Source organism: Robertmurraya beringensis (assembly GCF_042433785.1).
Lineage (GTDB): Bacteria > Bacillota > Bacilli > Bacillales > Cytobacillaceae > Robertmurraya_A > Robertmurraya_A beringensis.
The window spans coordinates 38708-57986 of the sequence record NZ_JBHLUU010000121.1 but is presented as its reverse complement, the minus strand read 5'-3'; the positions used below and the strand labels follow the sequence as shown (position 1 = coordinate 57986).

Annotated in this window: 14 protein-coding genes and 3 pseudogenes; 7 read left to right on the top strand and 10 right to left on the bottom strand. The window is 34.3% G+C overall.

What is annotated here, in order from left to right; translation table 11 throughout:
* Positions 1 to 180: 180 nt before the first annotated feature.
* The 4 genes from ltaS to ACFFHF_RS19730 all read right to left on the bottom strand — a co-directional run bounded on the left by ltaS (position 181) and on the right by ACFFHF_RS19730 (position 4983).
* Complete coding sequence (gene ltaS / locus ACFFHF_RS19745; RefSeq protein WP_160547496.1) at positions 181 to 2160, bottom strand: lipoteichoic acid synthase; 1980 nt, start codon at positions 2158 to 2160, stop codon at positions 181 to 183.
* A gap of 483 nt (positions 2161 to 2643) precedes the next feature.
* Positions 2644 to 4044, bottom strand: a complete 1401-nt coding sequence (locus ACFFHF_RS19740) for a nucleoside recognition domain-containing protein (RefSeq protein WP_160547495.1) — start codon at positions 4042 to 4044, stop codon at positions 2644 to 2646.
* Position 4045: 1 nt separating this feature from the next.
* Positions 4046 to 4738, bottom strand: a complete 693-nt coding sequence (locus ACFFHF_RS19735; RefSeq protein WP_160547494.1) for a FeoB small GTPase domain-containing protein — start codon at positions 4736 to 4738, stop codon at positions 4046 to 4048.
* Positions 4735 to 4983, bottom strand: a complete 249-nt coding sequence (locus tag ACFFHF_RS19730) for a FeoA domain-containing protein (RefSeq protein ID WP_160547493.1) — start codon at positions 4981 to 4983, stop codon at positions 4735 to 4737. The genes ACFFHF_RS19735 and ACFFHF_RS19730 overlap by 4 nt, the downstream gene beginning before the upstream one ends.
* Before the next feature lie 285 nt (positions 4984 to 5268).
* On the opposite strand from ACFFHF_RS19730, the gene ACFFHF_RS19725 reads away from it, so the two are divergent.
* The 6 genes and pseudogenes from ACFFHF_RS19725 (at position 5269) to ACFFHF_RS19700 (ending at position 11471) form a co-directional block, all read left to right on the top strand.
* Positions 5269 to 6324 (top strand): NAD(P)-binding domain-containing protein, encoded by a 1056-nt coding sequence (locus tag ACFFHF_RS19725; protein WP_160547492.1) that lies wholly within the window; start codon positions 5269 to 5271, stop codon positions 6322 to 6324.
* Positions 6325 to 6564: 240 nt separating this feature from the next.
* Positions 6565 to 7527, top strand: a complete 963-nt coding sequence (locus ACFFHF_RS19720) for a cation diffusion facilitator family transporter (protein ID WP_160547491.1) — start codon at positions 6565 to 6567, stop codon at positions 7525 to 7527.
* A gap of 105 nt (positions 7528 to 7632) precedes the next feature.
* Positions 7633 to 8983: pseudogene (locus ACFFHF_RS19715) on the top strand (IS3 family transposase).
* A 384-nt stretch (positions 8984 to 9367) separates the two neighbouring features.
* Positions 9368 to 10150, top strand: coding sequence for a C39 family peptidase (locus ACFFHF_RS19710; RefSeq protein ID WP_160547490.1), 783 nt, complete (start codon positions 9368 to 9370; stop codon positions 10148 to 10150).
* A 70-nt stretch (positions 10151 to 10220) separates the two neighbouring features.
* Positions 10221 to 10748: a thiol-disulfide oxidoreductase ResA gene (resA, locus tag ACFFHF_RS19705; RefSeq protein WP_160547489.1), complete on the top strand. Its 528-nt coding sequence runs from the start codon at positions 10221 to 10223 to the stop codon at positions 10746 to 10748.
* A 15-nt stretch (positions 10749 to 10763) separates the two neighbouring features.
* On the top strand, positions 10764 to 11471 hold the full coding sequence (locus ACFFHF_RS19700; RefSeq protein WP_160547488.1) for a cytochrome c biogenesis CcdA family protein: 708 nt from the start codon (positions 10764 to 10766) through the stop codon (positions 11469 to 11471).
* 163 nt (positions 11472 to 11634) lie between these two features.
* Here the strand turns inward: ACFFHF_RS19700 and ACFFHF_RS19695 are convergent, their stop codons facing one another.
* From ACFFHF_RS19695 to qoxA, 5 genes and pseudogenes are all read right to left on the bottom strand, one after another.
* Positions 11635 to 12963, bottom strand: coding sequence for a serine hydrolase (locus ACFFHF_RS19695; RefSeq protein WP_160547487.1), 1329 nt, complete (start codon positions 12961 to 12963; stop codon positions 11635 to 11637).
* A 78-nt stretch (positions 12964 to 13041) separates the two neighbouring features.
* Positions 13042 to 13323 carry a cytochrome aa3 quinol oxidase subunit IV gene (qoxD, locus tag ACFFHF_RS19690; protein ID WP_160547486.1) on the bottom strand — a complete coding sequence of 94 codons (282 nt, stop codon included), beginning with the start codon at positions 13321 to 13323 and terminating at the stop codon, positions 13042 to 13044.
* A gap of 1 nt (position 13324) precedes the next feature.
* Positions 13325 to 13921: pseudogene (gene qoxC, locus ACFFHF_RS19685) on the bottom strand (cytochrome aa3 quinol oxidase subunit III).
* Positions 13921 to 15852 (bottom strand): annotated as a pseudogene (qoxB, locus tag ACFFHF_RS19680) (cytochrome aa3 quinol oxidase subunit I). The pseudogenes qoxC and qoxB overlap by 1 nt, the downstream one beginning before the upstream one ends.
* Positions 15853 to 15944: 92 nt before the next feature.
* A complete protein-coding gene (gene qoxA, locus ACFFHF_RS19675) occupies positions 15945 to 16811 on the bottom strand; it encodes a cytochrome aa3 quinol oxidase subunit II (protein ID WP_160547485.1) in 867 nt (288 codons plus the stop codon).
* Between the two features lie 544 nt (positions 16812 to 17355).
* On the opposite strand from qoxA, the gene ACFFHF_RS19670 reads away from it, so the two are divergent.
* Positions 17356 to 17868, top strand: a complete 513-nt coding sequence (locus ACFFHF_RS19670) for a hypothetical protein (RefSeq protein ID WP_377058886.1) — start codon at positions 17356 to 17358, stop codon at positions 17866 to 17868.
* A 297-nt stretch (positions 17869 to 18165) separates the two neighbouring features.
* Here ACFFHF_RS19670 and ACFFHF_RS19665 read toward each other — a convergent pair whose 3' ends face one another.
* The gene (locus ACFFHF_RS19665) at positions 18166 to 18759 is read right to left on the bottom strand and encodes a cell wall hydrolase (RefSeq protein ID WP_377058885.1); all 594 of its coding nucleotides are present in this window, start codon (positions 18757 to 18759) and stop codon (positions 18166 to 18168) included.
* Positions 18760 to 19279 lie beyond the last annotated feature (520 nt).

Here is a 19279-nt window from a genome sequence, read left to right as displayed (position 1 = left end):
TCATATATAGAAGTTGTCATTGTGACAAATATACGTCATTATTTCCAATAGTTAGATCTATATTGGGTATTTTGAGGATCGCTCTTTTTACAAATGAATTTGTATAAACTAATAACTGATTAATGAAAACAAAACACAAAAAGGCTGATTGAGATATTCTCAATTCAGCCTTTTTGTGTTTTATTTTTGATTATTAACTTCCTGGGTATCCTCTTTATTATAATCATAATTAGATCTATCCACAGGAGTAAAGTTTTCTGGAGTATAGAACCTTAACAAATCTCCGTTTACTACTCTATCGGATTCCTCTAATTTAAGTTCTACATTTTTTTTATATTCCTTTGCAAGCACTAACTTATCTTCAAGAAGCAACTCAAGGCCAGTCTTCGAGTCATAATATTTACCCTCTATGGATGAAACTTCTGGACTTACAAAGTCACCATTTCGAAACGGAATAACTTCATTATGAGTTTCTGATAATAGGTCTGTTCCAAATTGTATATAATTTTTTGTATCAATTCCAAGTAAATGAAGTAGTGTTGGTAAAATATCTATTTGACCACTATATTCTTGGTTCACTCCACCTTCTATCCCAGGTACACGAATAAATAATGGTACTCTTTGTAAACCCGCACTCTCAAAAGGTGTAATTTCTTTACCTAATACTTTCTCCATTGCTTTATTACGATTGACCGAATTTCCATAATGATCACCATACATGATGATGATAGAGTTGTCGTATAAACCAGACTTCTTTAGATAGTCAAAAAACTGCCTTAATGATTCATCAGCATAACGTGCTGTTTGAAAATATCCATCAACAGTTTTATCCCCTGTAGTATGAGGTTGAATTAAAGCGTACTCTTCCCCAATTTCATATGGAAAATGGTGCGTTACTGGTATAAATTTTGCATAAAAGGGTTGAGGCAAAGATTCCAATAAAGGAATGGATTGTTCATAAAATGGCTTATCCATTAACCCGTAATCTGCAATGTTTTCCGAATCCATCGTGTAGTAATTAGAATCAAAGAATTTGTTATATCCAAAAGATTTATAAATCTCATTTCGATTCCAAAAACTCCCCGTATTTGAGTGGAAAACCGCTGACGTGTAACCCTGTTGTCCCAATATAGCAGGGGCAGCCTGGTAAGTATTTAAGCCTTTTGTTGTAAATGCTGACCCTTGTGGAAGTCCATACAAGGAATTCTCTAAAATAAACTCTGCATCTGCTGTTTTCCCTTGTGCTGTCTGATGGAAGAAATTATTAAAATAAAGTGTATTTTCTTCCTTTGTCATGGAGTTTAGGAACGGTGTTACTTCCTCTCCATTCAATTTGTAATCAATTAAAAAGTTTTGCATGGATTCAAGGTGAAGATAAATAACATTCATTCCTTTTCCAGCCCCAAAGTATTTTGGGTTAGGTTCCGAATGATTTGATTTTGTATAATTGATTACCTCTGTGATATCGTTACTATCTGCCAAAACTCTTTGAGTAGAGGCCTTTGTACTTTGAACTGCATCATACAAAGTGTAATTATATAGACCCAAATACTTAACTATATAGTTTCTATCAAATCCCCTAGTTAACAGCTGTGGACGATCCCCTTCAGCCAAAGCTAGGTTAAAGAAAGAAAAACCTAAAGCCAAAGAAAACATAGCTGCTACATATCGCCGTCCAGGATTTTTATCTTGAATTTTTTTATTTCTAACAAAATACAATCCTACTAAAATAAGAAAATCTAAGAAAAACAAGATGTCATACGGTTTTAAAAGAGAGGTAACACTGCTACTAACATCCCCAAAATTTTGTGTCTGTGTTAAAGTCGGTAAGGTGATGTAATCATTAAAAAACCGATAATACATAGTATTTGCATATACTAGGAACGTTAATAAAAAATAAGTAGTTAATAAAATTAAATACTTCTTTCTTCCTTTAAACAAAGTCGCAAAACTTAGTAAGAGTAAAGATGACCCAAGTGGATTTAAAAGTAATAAAAAATCTTGTAGTGAACTTTCCGTATTTAAGTCAAACTGTGTTAACTGAACTATATATGTTTTTAACCAAAGTAAGATTACCGCTACAGAGAAAAAAATGATGTAATGGTTGTGCTCAAACGCTAGATTGATTCTTCTTTGAGCCAATTGAAAAAAGTTTTTCATTTTAACACCTTCTTTCTAACATAGTATTAAAACATAAATTATATAAAAAAAAAATAGGAAAATCCATCTAAATAATTATTAACTATCCATTTTTCTATTATAAATATGCGTTTCATAGCTTACTACATTAATTTTTTTTGCAAACAATAAAATTTTATTTGTTATTTAGAGGCATATATATTTCCCTATTTATTATTAAAAGAATGCATACAAAGCGCTTTATTCCTTCTTCTATTTAATAAGTAAAACGGTAGCTTTATAAAGCTACCGTTTAAAAGAATCTAATAATAAATGTTACTATTAGTATAATAAAGATTAACAAACAAATCTTACCTGTAAATTCCCACCCGTGGTTTTTGTTTTTTAGCATTAGGTAAGAAACCATTATACAAAATAAGAAAAAAATAATTAGAATGTTCTCGAAAAGGTGATTCACATAAATCCAAACTCCCTAGTTATTCGTTAATTAGCAAAGACTCAAGTTTATACCCATCCCATAATACGCACAGTTTGAGCGACTAAGAAAGTAATTAAAAAAGCGATTCCTGTGGGTATTATAAAGGACCAAAAAGTCCATTTAATACTTTTTGTTTCCTTATAGATATTTACTAGTGTTGTTCCACATGGATAATGTAACAAGGAAAATAGCATCATATTTATTGCGGTTAACCAAGTCCACCCATTGTCTAAAAATATTTGTTTAAGCCCCTCTATTCCATCCACATCAATTAATGCTCCTGTAGAAAGATATCCCATCAGTAGTATAGGGAGTACAATTTCATTTGCTGGCAAACCTATTATAAATGCCATAAGAATATACCCATCTAACCCTATTAACTTTCCTAGTGGATCTAGAAAGTTTACAATATGCAATAGGATGCTAACATCACCTATCGAGATATTAGCTAAGATCCACGTTAACACCCCAGCTGGAGCAGCTACTTTAATTGCACGGTTTAGAACGGATGCAGACTTATTTAGTGAAGAACGGATGACAGTATCAACAAACTTTGGTTTTCTATATGGGGGCAATTCTAGAGTATAATGGGTCGGTACACCTTTAAGAGCAGTTTTAGATAATACCCATGAGACAAGGAAGGTTATTATTATTCCAAACAATACGATTCCTACAATCACAGATGTTGTTACTAATGACTTCATCCCTCCTGTAAAACCGGCTGCCATAAATAGTGATGACAATACAATGAGTGTTCCCCAACGACCATTGCAAGGGACGAAGTTATTTGTCAGAATTGCCAGCATTCTCTCACGTGGAGATTCGATTATTCTTGAAGACATAACGGCGGCTGCATTACAGCCAAAACCCATAGCCATGGTTAAGGATTGTTTGCCGTGAGCCCCTACAGTTTTAAATAAACGATCCATATTAAACGCAACTCTTGGTAAATACCCATAGTTTTCTAATAGTGCAAAGGTAGGAAAAAAAATAGCCATCGGAGGCAGCATCACACTAATTACCCAGCTTGTTCCTCTAAATAAACCTAAAACCAATACACCATGGAGCCATTCTGGTGCATTAACAGCATTGAAAAATAGACTCAAATATCCCTCGACCCAGCTAAAGAAACTTGCCAACATACTTGATGGGATGTTTGCTCCAGCAATGGTTAGATAAAAAACGATTCCTAACATAGTAAGCATTATTGGATATCCCCAAATAGGAGATGTAAATATTGCATCTAACTTTTCAGTTCTTTGATCATACCTTGTTTTAGTGAAACTTACCCCCTCTTTTATTACCTCCTGACTATTGTTATAAATTTGTTCCACAATCCGATCACGAATAGTAAAAGAGGAGAGTCGTTCAGCCTGTTGAATTAGATCTTTAATCTTCATGTTAATATTTATTTGTTGTGACTCCATCTTATATCACCTCAGAATTCGAAAGTTCTTTTTCTATTTTTTCTAAAAGTGATTTATCTCCATCAAGTAGCCGTAAAGCCAACCATCTTTCTGGAAATTTTCCACCTGATATAATACGAACTTCTGGTAGTAGGAGGTTGATTTTTTGCTCTGTTTCCTCATCGTATTTCAACTGATATGGTTTACATCGAATTACTCCAGATGCCAAACGATCAATTGTATCCAGTAACATTGGAATACCCGTTTTGTTTCTAGCTGATATCTTAATCACCGGTACTCCTAATCGTTTCATTAACACTTTTTCATTTATCTTAATCCCTAATTTTTCTGCTTCGTCTATTAGATTTATACAAACAATTACATTGTCAGTTATCTCCATTACTTGCAAAGCTAGGTTCATGTTTCTCTCAAGTGCAGTCCCATCTAAAACAACCAGTGTAACATGAGGTTTGTTAAACACAATGTAGTCACGTGCGATCTCTTCATCTTTAGAATTTGAAAACAAAGAATATGTTCCAGGTAAATCAATCATTTCAAACATTTTATCTTTAATGTAAAAATTTCCTACTTTTAAGTCCACCGTTTTTCCTGCCCAGTTTCCAGTATGTTGCTTTAATCCTGTAAGAAGATTAAATAATGTACTTTTCCCCGTATTAGGATTACCGGCAAGGGCGATTTGGAACGATTTACTCATGTCACAATCAACTCCCCTTCGATTCTATTACTCTCTTCTTTTCTTAAAGCAATTATTGTTTGACTAACTCGGTATGCAATTGGATCACCCATAGGACTCTTTCTTAGAACTTCAACGATAGAACCAGGAACGAATCCTAAATCCAGTAATCTTCTTCTCATAACTCCACTTATCTCCAACTTGGTAATGCGTATAGAATCACCCTTCTTGGCTTCAGATAACTTCACTACTTTTGACTGGCTCATTTTTATTTACCCTCCGCTCTTTTTTTGCCTCAATCCAACTTTGTGGTTATAATATGATTATATTTTGAAATTGTCAAACTTATTTTTAAAAAGCCAAAAAAATTAGTGAAATTATATCCTTTCCTTATAAATCGGATCATAATTACTTTATTTTTACTTTAGGTATAAATATAAACGAGAAAAAACCATAAATTTCTTGAAGTAGAATTGACAAAAACAAGGATGACACTATATATTATATATGAGCATATGTTCATATATAATATATATGAGGAGTATATATTTATGTTTTATGATGTAATTATAGTTGGCGCTGGTCAATCTGCTTTATCTATGGGGTATTTTTTAAAAAAGACGAAATTATCTTTTTTAATCCTTGACAAAGGCTCAAGGATTGGTAATACGTGGAGAAATAGGTACGATTCCTTAGTTTTATTTACACCACGTTCTTACAGTTCTTTACCTGGCCTATCACTGGAAGGTAATCCTAATGGGTTTCCAACAAAAGATGAAGTAGCAGATTATCTAGAGTATTATGTACAGTTTTTTAAATTACCTTTTAGAATGAACACCAATATTACAAGAATCATTAAAGAGGGATCCCTATTTAGGCTTTTTTCGGAGCATGAATCATTTACAGCAAGGAATATTATAATTGCGACTGGTTCATATCAATACCCTAATATTCCTTCATTTTCTAAGGAAATCGATAAAGACATTATGCAGGTACATTCTTCCCAATATAAAAATCAATCTCAGTTAAACAGTGGATCTGTATTAGTAGTCGGTGGTCGTAATTCCGGTTCTCAAATTGCACTTGAATTATCGGATACCCGAGAAACATACCTATCGATTAGTCACGATATTCAATATCTACCTCTCACTATAGCGAGGCGAAGTATTTTTTGGTGGTTAGACAAGTTGGGGATATTAAAAGCTGACAATAAATCCTTTATTGGTAGAAAACTTCAAAGTAAAGGTGACATTCTCTTTGGAGATGAATTGAAAAAAAATATTAAAACAAACAAAGTCAAAATAAAACCGAGAGCTATTGATGTCAGGGAAAAAAATGAGATCCTCTTTCAGGACAAGACGAATTTAAAAATTAATAATATCATCTGGGCTACTGGTTTTATACAAGACTTTAATTGGATTGATATCCCAGGCTTACTTAACTCATATGGGACTATAAATCACATTAGAGGTATTACTAATATTAAGGGTCTATATTTTCTCGGACTCCCCTGGCAACATCGGAGAGGATCTTCTCTGTTATTAGGGGTTGGGGATGATGCAGAGTATTTGTATCAAAATATTCTAGCAACAAATTTCAAAGCATAAGCAGTTCAATACGTATCCAACTAAGATCATTATTGTCAGTACTCACTGGACTAATTATAAAGAGTTTTCATATTTATTTGGCATAATTGCAAAATCCTCTGTATTTTATATTGACCATACCTCCCCTAGTTATAACATGGGGAGGCAGCAAGAAATTAAGCTGAATTACAATATTTAACACCTTAATCAATCCATTAAGTAAATCAACAACGTTAAAAATGAACCAAAGGAGGCATTATTATGGGGCATCATCACCACCATGGTCATAGTCACCATCATCATGGCCACGATCATCATGGTCATTCACACGGCCATAATCACTTTGAGGAAGCCAGGGAAGGCAATAAAAAAGGGTTAATAATCGCACTATTGGTTACCACAATTATTATGTTTTTAGAGTTTTTCGGTGGTTTAATAACAAACAGTTTAGCTCTATTATCAGATTCAGGACATATGCTGAGTGACGCCAGCTCTTTATTATTAAGTTTAGTCGCTATCTGGTTTGCTTCTAAACCAGCCTCAGCAAACAAAAGCTATGGTTTTTATCGTTTTGAAATCTTAGCTGCATTGTTCAATGGTGTTACTTTATTTGTTATTGCCGGGTTTATTGTGTGGGAAGCTTATGGCCGCTTTTTCCAACCACCCACTGTTGCAAGTGGTTCAATGATGTTAATTGCATCTGTAGGCTTATTTGCAAATTTGTTTAGCGCTTGGTCTCTAATGAGAAAAGGTGATGTAAAAAACAATGTAAATTTACGTAGTGCCTACTTACATGTTCTTGGTGATGCATTAGGCTCGGTTGGAGCTATAATTGCTGGAATTTTAATGCTTTTATTCGATTGGTATGTTGCCGACCCAATTATTTCAGTTTTGGTCGCTTTACTGATTTTAAAAAGTGCTTGGGGAGTTATAAAACATTCCACTCATATTTTAATGGAGGGTACTCCCCCTAGTATTAACCAAGATGAAGTAAAGTCTGTTTTATTAGAAATAAAAGGGGTAATTGATGTCCATGACCTCCATATTTGGACAATCACTTCTGGATTAGACTCATTTAGCTGTCATATTTTAGTTGAGGATAACATTAACAGTCAAGAGGTTCTACAAGAAGCCATTAATAAAATGCATGATATTTTTCTTATTGAACACACCACTATTCAAATTGAAAAATCTCAGATTGCTCATAATGAATTAAAAGTTTAAACCTACCTAATGATACATCCAGACTGTAGACAAACCCAATGTATTTCGAGTTGAACTGCCCCTAAATTGTTAGACATTAAATCTAACGATTTAGGGGTGTTTTTTATGGCTAATTTTACAGCCCAAGAGAAAATATTTATTGCTCGTCTTTACCTTGAGGGGAAACATAGTTTTTTGGAACTTCAAGATTTATATAACGTTTCTTATCAAATGATTCAAGGATGGGTCCGGTTATATCAAATACAGGGAGAAGAGGGATTTAAGAAATCCTATACAAGTTATTCCGCGGAGTTTAAAATGGATGTACTTAATTATATGAAGGATACGGGTACATCCTCCTACGATGCAGCTGCTATTTTTAATATTTCTTCTCCATCATTAGTTCGAACATGGCGGCTAAATTTTAATGCTGGTGGATTCGATGCCCTCATTCCTAAGAAAAAGGGGCTACCATCCATGAAAAAAGAAACAAAAAAAAGAAAGTTAGTTGAAGGTTCAACTAAAGCGCTTGAAGAACGAATTAAACATCTTGAAATGGAGAACGCCTATTTAAAAAAGTTAAATGCCTTAGTTCAAATGCAGGAAAAATTCCATCCAAAATTAAAGCGCAAGTAATTTATGAACTAAAGGCAATCTATGATGTAGTGGCCCTTATCAAAGTCACTGAAATTCCACGTAGTACCTATTATTATTGGGAAAAACGTTTAAATCGGGAAGATAAATATTCTGCAGTAAAGACAGCTATCCAATCTATTTTTCATGAGCATAAAGGGCGTTATGGTTATCGTCGAATCACAAAAGAATTAAAGAAAATCGGGTTTTCTCATGATCCCAAGACCATCAACCGTCTTATAAATGAAATGGGCTTAAAATGCCTGGTTCGATTGAAAAAATATCGCTCTTACAAAGGAAATGTCGGGCGTATTGCCCCGAACGTGATTCAACGTGATTTTAAAGCAGAAAAAATGAATCAAAAATGGGTAACAGATGTAACGGAATTCCATCTATTTGGTGAGAAGCGCTATTTATCACCCATCCTAGATTTATGTAATGGCGAAATCATTGCCTATACAGTAATGAAACCACCAGTTTATCAACTTGTAGGTGATATGTTGGAACAAGCAACTCAGCGTTTAACATCAGAAGATCGAGTCATCCTCCATTCCGATCAAGGCTGGCATTACCAAATGAAAAGATATCAAAGAACGTTAAAGGAGCATGGCATCATACAAAGCATGTCCCGTAAGGGAAATTGTTTAGACAACGCCGTCATGGAAGGGATTTCTTTGGCTTATTAAAGTCTGAACTGCTTTACCTCCAGAAATTCGAAAGTATGGAGCACTTTGAAGAAGAATTAGTAGATTATATTAATTACTATAATCACAAACGTATGAAGACAAAATTAAAAGACCTAAGTCCAGTACAATACCGGACTCAGATCTTAGAAGCTGCTTAAATTATTGTCTAACTTTTTTGGGTCAGATCAAGTTTGTCTACAGTCTTTTATCTTTACAATAAGTTTTAGTGAAGTAGTACGGCTAGATGCGTAGAAGAATCTTCCCGTGGCATAGCCGAGACATTTTCCCGAGGTTAATCCAATCAACAAATCTTTAATAAAAAAAGCTATCAAAACGTTCGATAATTATAAGTAATCCTTTCTTTTCAATCTGTTTTGTGTCTACATGATTTCTACTTCATTCAAATTAACCTTTGAGTAAGGTGTGGTTCTAGAATATAATAAGGTTGTACATTGTTAAAGATTAGAAGGGAGATATAAAATCAACAATTTAGATCTGCACAAATTTAAATACTGCTTATCATAAAGTTGAGATCATTTACTATGAAAATTTGGAAATATATATTAGGTTCTATTATTTTATTACTTTCTACTTTCAGCCTCTATACCCTATTTGTACAAAAAAAGTATGGAGAAATAACTTTTGCACAAATAATTGATAACAAAAAATTTAACGCTACATCATTTGAAGCTAAAAAAGATCGATTACCTATTATTAAAATTAAAGATACCGTTTTGTTAGATGCCCCTACTATTAAGCAATTCCCTGAACTACCTAGGGGATGTGAGGTAACATCTCTAGCCATGCTTTTACAATATAAGGGTATAAATGTAGGAAAAATGGAATTAGCCGAAAAAATCCCAAAAGATACAACACCTTTAATAAAAGAAGGTAGTAACATTTCTTGGGGGCATCCTAACGATGGATTCATTGGAGATATGTATTCATATAATAATCCCGGTTACGGTGTATACCATCTTCCAATAAAAAAGCTTGCAGAGGAGTATATGCCAGGGAAAGTAGTTGACCTAACAGGGAGTGAATTTAATGAATTAAAAACATATCTTTCCCTTGGTAGCCCAGTTTGGGTTATTACTAATGCAACATATAATAGTTTACCAGATAGCGCTTTCGAAACCTGGCAAACACCTAGAGGTGATGTGAACATAACGTATAGATTACATTCAGTTCTAATAACAGGTTACGATGATAAGTATGTTTATTTTAATGATCCTTTAAATGGAGGAAAAAATAAAAGGGTTTCTACGGATAATTTTATTGCGGCTTGGGAGCAATTAGGGAGGCAGGCAGTCACCTATTATTAATTACAATGTTTATTAATAAATTTTATAAGAATATTTAATTAATTATTTATATAATAAAAGGGAGAATAGCATGGGAAACAAAAAAAAGCGGACAATTTTTAGAATAAGCTTGTTACTAATAATGTTATTAGCAATATCCTATACACTTTACCAAAATTTCTTTACTGAAAAAATGCGAGTTCAAGCAGGAGAAAAAGCACCTGATTTTTTACTTGAGGATATGCAAGGAAACAAAGTTCAACTTTCTGATCTAAATGGAAAAGGAGTCTTCCTAAATTTCTGGGGAACTTGGTGCAAACCGTGTGAAAAGGAAATGCCCTATATGGAAAGACAGTATAAACATTATAAAGATCTAGGAGTAGAGACATTAGCTATTAATATAGGAGAAAGTGAAGTTGCTATTGAAGCATTTGCCAATAAATATGGTCTTACATTTCCTATACTTAAAGATAAAGATTCAGCTGTTACAGAAACTTATGATATAACTCCTATTCCAACAACATTTTTAATTGATAAGAACGGGACAATAGTGAAGGTCATAACTGGCAGTATGACTGAACGGGATATAGCAAACTATATGGAACTTATTAAACCTTGAGTTAGGTGATGAATTATGGAACAAGTCAATTTATTTTTAGCGTTTGGAGCAGGTCTTCTTTCATTTTTATCACCATGTTCCCTTCCGTTATATCCCGCATTTCTATCTTATATAACTGGGGTGTCGGTAAACGATTTAAAGAACAAAAAAGGGATATTAAATAGAGAAGCTTTCATCCATACAGTTCTTTTTTTAGCAGGATTTTCAATTATTTTTATAGCTTTAGGTTTGTCCACCTCTTTCATCGGTTCGTTTTTTTTAGATTATCAAGATTTACTTAGACAATTAGGTGCCATTTTAATGGTATTCTTTGGTTTAGTACTTTCTGGCCTGCTTAAATTTGATTTTCTTCAATCCGATAAAAAAATAAAATTTCAAAAAAGACCCTCAGGCTATATAGGTTCAATTATTATTGGGATTGGTTTTGCAGCTGGATGGACACCATGTACAGGCCCAATTCTTGCTGGGGTAATCGCATTAGGAGTATCAGATCCTGGTAGAGGACTTTTCTATATGCTCCTTTATGTATTAGGTTTTTCTATCCCCTTTCTACTAATGTCTCTGTTTATTGATAAAATGACATTTTTAAAGACTCATAGTGCTGTTATTATGGCTTTAGGTGGCATTTTAATGGTCCTTATGGGAGTATTATTATACTTTAACATGATGACAAAAATTATTACATTTTTAACACCACTTTTTGGCGGGTTTACGGGATTTTAAGATTACTATCACACATCCCATCGTTTCATATTATGACTCAATTACTAATAAGTATATGAATGTTTACTCATTATTATTTCCTGTCGTAATTCTTCTCAAAAACTCCAAAACCAACATAAAAATGGCTTCCTTGTAAGATCCAGGAAGCCAAACATTTATTACGTTAAAATAACCCTTTTACTGATGTTGATACATTGTTGAGAAAGGCACCAAAAAATCCTCTTATTCCACTCAACACTAACACAAACCAATTGGCTTTTTCAACATCTTCTGCTGCAACAACATCCACTTTCACGAGATTTTCATCTTCACTAGTTAAATAACTAATAGGCTCATTACTTTTAGTTTGGATGGTTAAATATCCAACCCTATCACCCTCTTTAATGGGGGCAGTTAGATTTCCCTTTTCATCTAATTTTCCTTTATCAAGGACAAGCTTTGGTACATATTGATCTTCCTCACCCTTTTTAATTGGGAGAATGATTTCGTCAACTGTTTGGATTTCAACCTGGTCTTCTTTTCCTTTTGTCACTGGCACTGAATCTTTACTTTTTAGTTGATAGTTTTTTTCAACTACTATTTCGTTTTTAAAGTTATTAAAAGCATAATCTAGAATTTTTGTTGTTTCTGTAAACCGCATATCTCTCGTATCGGCCTTCATCACCACTGAAATAAACCGTTGATTGCCTCTTTTTGCAGTTGCTGTAAAGCCATATCCAGCAAAATCAGTAGAACCAGTTTTTAATCCATCAACTCCTTCATACCCATATACTAGTCCTGGAAGCATGAAATTGAAGTTATCATAGGTTCTACCATCTCTAAATTCTAATCTTGGTTGACTCGCAGTATCTAATACCTTAGGGTAATCTTTTAACAAACGATACGCTAACTTTGCTGTCGCCCTTGCAGACATAACATTTTCTTCATCAGGCCCTCCTGCAGGATGATTACCCAGCAAAGAACTATTATTTAACCCTGATGAGTTTACAAATTTATAGTCTTTCAGACCAAGTTCTTCGGCTTTCTTATTCATCATTTCAACAAAATTCTTTTCTGTACCACCAATAAGTTCAGCGAGCGCAACTGTTGCTGCATTACCGGAAAAAATCGCCATTGCCTCATAGAGCTCTTTTACAGTATAAGCTTCACCTTGTGTGAGACCCACATTGGATAGTCCCGGAGCTGCTGAGAGCTTATGAACGTATTCATTAATCTCAACTGGTTGGTCCCAAGAAATCTTTTTTTGGTCAATTGCCTCAAGAACCATGTATTCAGTCATCATTTTCGACATTGAAGCTATTCCCAGTACAACATCTGCATTTTTTTCAAATAATACAATACCTGAATCGGCATCTATCAGAATAGCGGCTTCTAACTTTAAATCCAACTCATCTTCAGCTGCATCTGATTTACTTGCGAAACTTATTAATACTGTTGTTAAAACGATAAAGAAAATAATAAGTAATATTGAAATTTTTTTTAAACCCTTCAAAACAAATTTACCTCCAATATAATTGCAATTGCTATATTTTCATCAATTATTTTTGTACATACCAGTTTATTAGTAAGGTTACATATTCCAAACCATAGCTAGTAATGTACCAAAGATGGTAACTAAGGCAATAATTAATCCGTAGTATATATTTATATAAATCGAACCCTTATCCTCTGTTTCACCAGCATGCATAAAAACAATAAGTTGAAGACCTGCCTGTGCGAATGCTGTTAAAAGGAGTACCGTCATACCTACTGCAAACGGCATGTCAAAGAAATAAACCCCAAGTGCTACCGCGGTAAGAATTAACGAAAACACAAACCCTATTACTTGTTTCCGAGGGAATAATTCGGTCATATTACATCATTCCTTTCAAATAGATGAAGCTGAAGATGAAGATCCATACTACATCTAGGAAGTGCCAGTAAATTGAAAAGATAAACGCTTTATTCGTTGTTTGAGGAGTCAACCCACGTTTCTTCACTTGCAAGATAATAAACCAACCCCAGAATAGACCCAGTGTTACGTGTGCACCATGTGTTCCTAAGGTTGTTAATAGAATAGATGTAAATGCACTAGTTTGTATTCCAGCTCCTTCGTGTATATACGTAATGAACTCAAAAATTTCAACTCCTAAAAATCCTAAACCAAGAAGAAGGGTGATAGTAAAAAACATAATCATTGCATTTTGCTTCCCCATTCTCATTGCGTGAATCCCAAGACCAACGGTGAAACTACTAGTTAACAGTAATAGTGTTTCTATGAGTACTGGACCAACTTGGAAAATCTCAGCTCCAGTAGGGCCGTTGCCTGTGCGGTTTACTAAGGTAAAATAGGTAGCAAATAGAGTGGCGAAAAGCATTATTTCCGACCCAAGGAAAATCTAGAAACCTAGTATATTTATTTTGTTTTGTTCCGTGCTATATTCAAGTGGTAGTGATTGTTCAATTTTCATTAATTAGCACCTCTTATTTTTGTTTCTGTCCCATTAATTTCTTCAACAGAGATGTAATAACCATGATCCTGTTCAAATGAGCGATGAGCAATACAGGCTAGAATTCCAATCGTTGAAAGAATAGCAGGAATCCATAAACTAAATACTAAAGAAAATCCCCAAACCAAGAAGATACAACTCATGATAAATGGAACGCCACTTTTATTGGGCATAACCTTTAAATAATTCATGACCTTTTTTCTTCGCATTCCAAAATCCTTCACTTGATTGTACTTGAGGGACAACCGCAAAATTATATTCAGGGACTGGACTATGAGTAGCCCATTCTAGAGTCCGTGCATTCCATGGATCTGAACTGATATCCCTAGATGCATATCGAGTGCTGTAGTATACGTTGTATACGATTAAAACAAAACCTATACCCATAATAATTGCTCCAATAAACGAAACCATATTTAATGGACCAAAACCACTTTCTGCTGAGTACGTGTACATCCGACGTACCTGCCCCCATCTACACCAGTAACATACATAGGCATAAAGGCTAATACGAAGCCGATAGAGAGTATCCAAGCTGTCCATTTCCCAATTCTTTCATTCAGCATGAAACCAAACATTTTTGGCCAGTAGTACGTTAGACCGGCAAGCATAGCAAAAACTACTCCAGGAATTATCACGTTGTGAAAATGGGCGACTAGGAACATTGTATTGTTATATTGGTAGTCAGCAGCTGACATCGCAAGCATAACTCCGGTAACTCCTCCCAACGTAAAGAGCGGAATGAATAATAGAGCATAAAGCATTGGGGTAGTAATTTCTATTTTCCCTTTCCAAAGAGTTAACAGCCAGTTAAATATTTTAACCCCTGTCGGGACGGCAATCACCATGGTTGTGATCGAGAAGATACTGTTCGTTAATGCACCTTGTCCCATTGTAAAAAAATGGTGTGCCCATACTAAAAATGACATGATTGAAATAATGGCCATTGAAGCAACCATTGATTTATAACCATATAAATTACGCTGTGCAAAAGTTGAGATAACTTCACTATAAATACCAAATGCAGGGAGTATTAAAATATATACTTCAGGATGTCCCCAAACCCAAAACAGGTTCGCCCAAAGCATCCCCATCCCCCCATTATCCAATGTAAAGAAGTTTGTTCCAAATAATCGGTCCATTGTTCCCATCGCAAGAGCTACTGTTAACACAGGGAACGCGAAAACAAAAATGACATTGGCAATTAATGAAGACCAAGTGAACATTGGCATTTTCATTAAGGTCATGCCAGGCGTTCTCATTTTAAGAATAGTCGTAATCATGTTAATACCAGTTATTAAGGAACCAATACCAGATATCTGGATAGATATCATGTAGTAGTTTGTTCCAACGGATTTACTAAATTCATTCCCTGCAAGCGGGAAATAAGAAGTCCAACCTGCATCCGGTGAACCACCAATAACAAAAGAGATGTTAAATAACATCGCCCCCATAAAAAATAACCAAAAACTTAGCGCATTTAGTCGTGGAAATGCTACGTCACGAGCTCCGATTTGTAACGGCATTACAAAGTTCATTAAGGCAAAAATAAATGGCATCGCCATAAAGAAAATCATTACTATTCCATGTGTTGAAAAAATCTCGTTATACTCCTGTGCATTGAGCAATTTGTTTTCGGGAGCAGAAAGTTGAGCACGCATCATAAGTGCGTCTACTCCACCTCTGAAAAGCATTAATAAAGCTAAAATCAAATACATAATACCGATTCGTTTATGATCAACAGTAGTTAACCATTCACGCCATAAATAGCCCCATTTTTTAAAATAGGTTAAACCAGCAATGATTGCAATCACCGTAAGACCGATAGCTGCCATTGAAGCATAAATCGTAGGTGTTGGATTGGGTACAATAAACCGTTCAAAGAATTCCATCCATTGTTGCACCTTCTGAAAAATATTTTATTTCCTCATGCTTAAAATTAAAAACTAGTATATTCAACTCGAAATTACTCAAAAACTGATGATTAATTCTTTGATTCATCATTGGAAGTCGCTGTTTCAGAGGATCCATTTTCTTCTGGAGGTGGGTTAAATTCTAAGTGAGTTCCCGTAAAGGTCATTTGCCCAAGATGACCAGGTTCTAATAAGTCATTAAACTTTTTCTCAGTCAGTGGGTCAGCTGTTTCCTTAACTTCTTCTACCCATTCCTCAAATTCAACCTGAGACATCGCAGTTACATTGAAGGTATTTTCCGCAAATCCTTCCCCACTAAAGTTTACGTTTCGCCCCATAAATTCACCAGGTTCATCAGCGGCTAAGTGTAATGTATTAACCATGTTGCTCATTGCATATTTTTGGCCAGCAAGCTGTGGGATCCAAAAACTAGTAATTGGTCCGTAGGAATAAAGTTTGAACTCAATAGGTCTATCAGTTGGAATATATAAGTAATTAACCGTCTCAATATCTTCTTCAGGGTAACTAAAATGCCATTTCCAATTAGAAGACGAAGCATAAATGACTAAAGGCTCTTGATCTTCGTATCCTTTTAGTGTTGCTTCAACAATATAGTTACTTTGAACAGATACAAACGAAAGATAGGCAACTATTAGAACCGGTACCCCTACACAGACCGCTTCAACCCATGCATTCCCCTCAATATAGGGCGGTTCATCAGATGGACTTTGTTTAGAAGCACGGAATTTAACTAACATGTAGATTAATAGTGCCAAAACAACAATGACAATAAATGCCATGATCCCCATTGTCAAAAGGATGTCACTCGCAAGTCTCTCAGCTTGAGGACCTTTCGGATCTAATACCGTTAGTTGTTGACATCCTGTTAGCACTGTGGCAATAGTTATAAACGTTAACACTCCGCATTTAAATTTCATGTAAATACTCCTTTCATAATCAATAATCGTAATTCATGGATTATAAGAGTTTTAATGTATAGATCTTACAATGAACTTCAGTTTGTTATACTATCATTCAAGTATTGAGAATTTGTGAAGAATTGAATTTGTCACAAATTCGACAATAGTCTTTAACACAAAAAAACAAACGAGCATTTAGGCTTGACACATGCCTCATTGCTCGTTTGTTATTAAATTTTATATAAAGGGTATTTAAATTTTTGATTTTTTATATAGATTTTCTCCGTTTTTTGAAAATTGCCATATATAGTAGTTACAGGTTACTTAACTATTTGCAAGACAGCTTCACAATTCTAACGACCGTTACAACATACTCCACAGCAAAAGGATGTATTCCTACATAAGTTTTCTCGTTTTTTTCTTAGCTCAATAACTTCAATAAAGGCATAAGACTCCTTAATATACTCAATTGGGATACTATATAGGTATATGAACAATAATAAAAGTCCTTCATAGGCTATAGATGAATACCTATACATTAAATAAATGGAGGGGCTTAAAATTGATCATACCTGCGATCGATGTTCAATTAATAAACGAACATCTGACAACTCATGAAGGTGTTTTATATAAACTAAGAATTTACTATTACCAAACAAAGAATCCTAATTTAAAACAAATCATTCAGAAGCAATATATGGTTATGTTGGATCATGTCAGAGTAATGCTCGAACTCTTAGATCCAAATCGAACAAAAGAAGTAAAACTTCAACCAATTCAATTTGAAATAGTTCCATCCTCTCTTGCAGGATCTACTTCTGAACAAGATAAACCTATAGCTATTGAAGGAAGAGCTACTGCTCAAAATATGGCCAATATGAATTTCATGTCTGCGCTTATGATGAAGAATCCTAATGTAAAAGCAATCCATAAAGAAATGTCTTTACAACAGGGAAAGCTTCAAGAGGTATATTCGAGTTTTATCACTAGAGGGTTTAACCAAGAACCACCTATGTCTTCTAAAGAAGCACAGCAAACCATAATAAACCGTCACAAATATCTGCTAATGGATTAATAAATCTTGATAAGTTAAGACCACTTATCCTTTACTCCCTCTTATCTAGGGAGTGCCTCTTACTTTATATTTCCAACACATAGTCCCCAATTAAGTTAAAGTTATATCAAAGGTCAAAAAAGTATTAAGGATTAAGTTAGAATACGGTTAGCCAAAAGAGGGCCAACCTATTTGATAGTATTTCGTATTTAAAGTAAAGGTGAATTTTATGTATTAAAAACTCGTGAATATAATGAAATGAATTTTTAAAAAGGGAACAATCTTTTAAGATTGTCCCCTTTTATACATACATTATTATTATCTTGCAAAAACATGATTTCCAATTCTAGTTGTCACAGGTCGAGATAAAATCCATGAATTTGTAGAAGTATCAGGATTATAGAAAAACAATGAGCCCCCACCTTTACCCATTAAGGCAATTGCTTCATTAACAGCTCTTTTGGATTCAGCATCAGCTGGCTTATTAATTTCACCGTTTGCTACAGGAGTAAACGCATAATATCCATTTGATATTTGATAAATAACTCCACGGACCGAATTAGGGAACTGGTCACTTTTTACACGGTTAAGAATGACAACCGCTACTGCCACTTTTCCAGCGTACGGTTCACCTACAGCCTCTGCACGAACTAAACGTGCCATTAAATCTTTATCTGCTGCTGAAATTGGAGAGTTTGGTAGTGTTATATTTTGTCCTGCAATAAGTGGCTTACTATTATTTGCACTCATTAAACTATTTAAAGGAATGCCGAAACCTGTAGATATTTTCCAATATGTTTGACCAGATTTAACTGTATATGTTGTTGCAGCCTCAGTTTGATTTGTTAATGTAAATGATGAAATGGATAACATAAGTCCAGCTGCTACTATCAGTTTTTTAAATTTATTCAAGTCAATAACCTCCTAGTAGTCGTTTCTCTGTCTACTATTAGGCTATCAGATGTAACATTCCTATTGTTTGTACAAAAAATGGAAGTGGGCAATCTAGTCCATCCAAACCCAGGCTAGTAAAGTATTAATATATCCTTAGGAAATATTCTCCACATATTTATTTCCACCTAAAAGTTTGATATTTAGTATAATTTTGGTTTAAATTTTACAACTGTGAAAGAATTGTAACAACAGAATGTTATTATCGCCATCTTCATTGGCATTTGTCACCCTTCTTTACAAGTAACAATCGAACTTTCGACATTAACATTTTAATTTTTTCCTTTTAGAACCTCACCTTCAGACTGTTTCAAAGGACAGATTTGCAGGTGGGATCTTATGCCTTTTAAATACTTCTCCCCTATCTCCACAAATACAACAAATAGCTTTAGGCGAATATTTTGATTAAGTAACTATATAAGCTCCTTCCTTAAAATAATTATGCTTCTCTCATAGGAATTAACCGAAGATACCTTTAGAT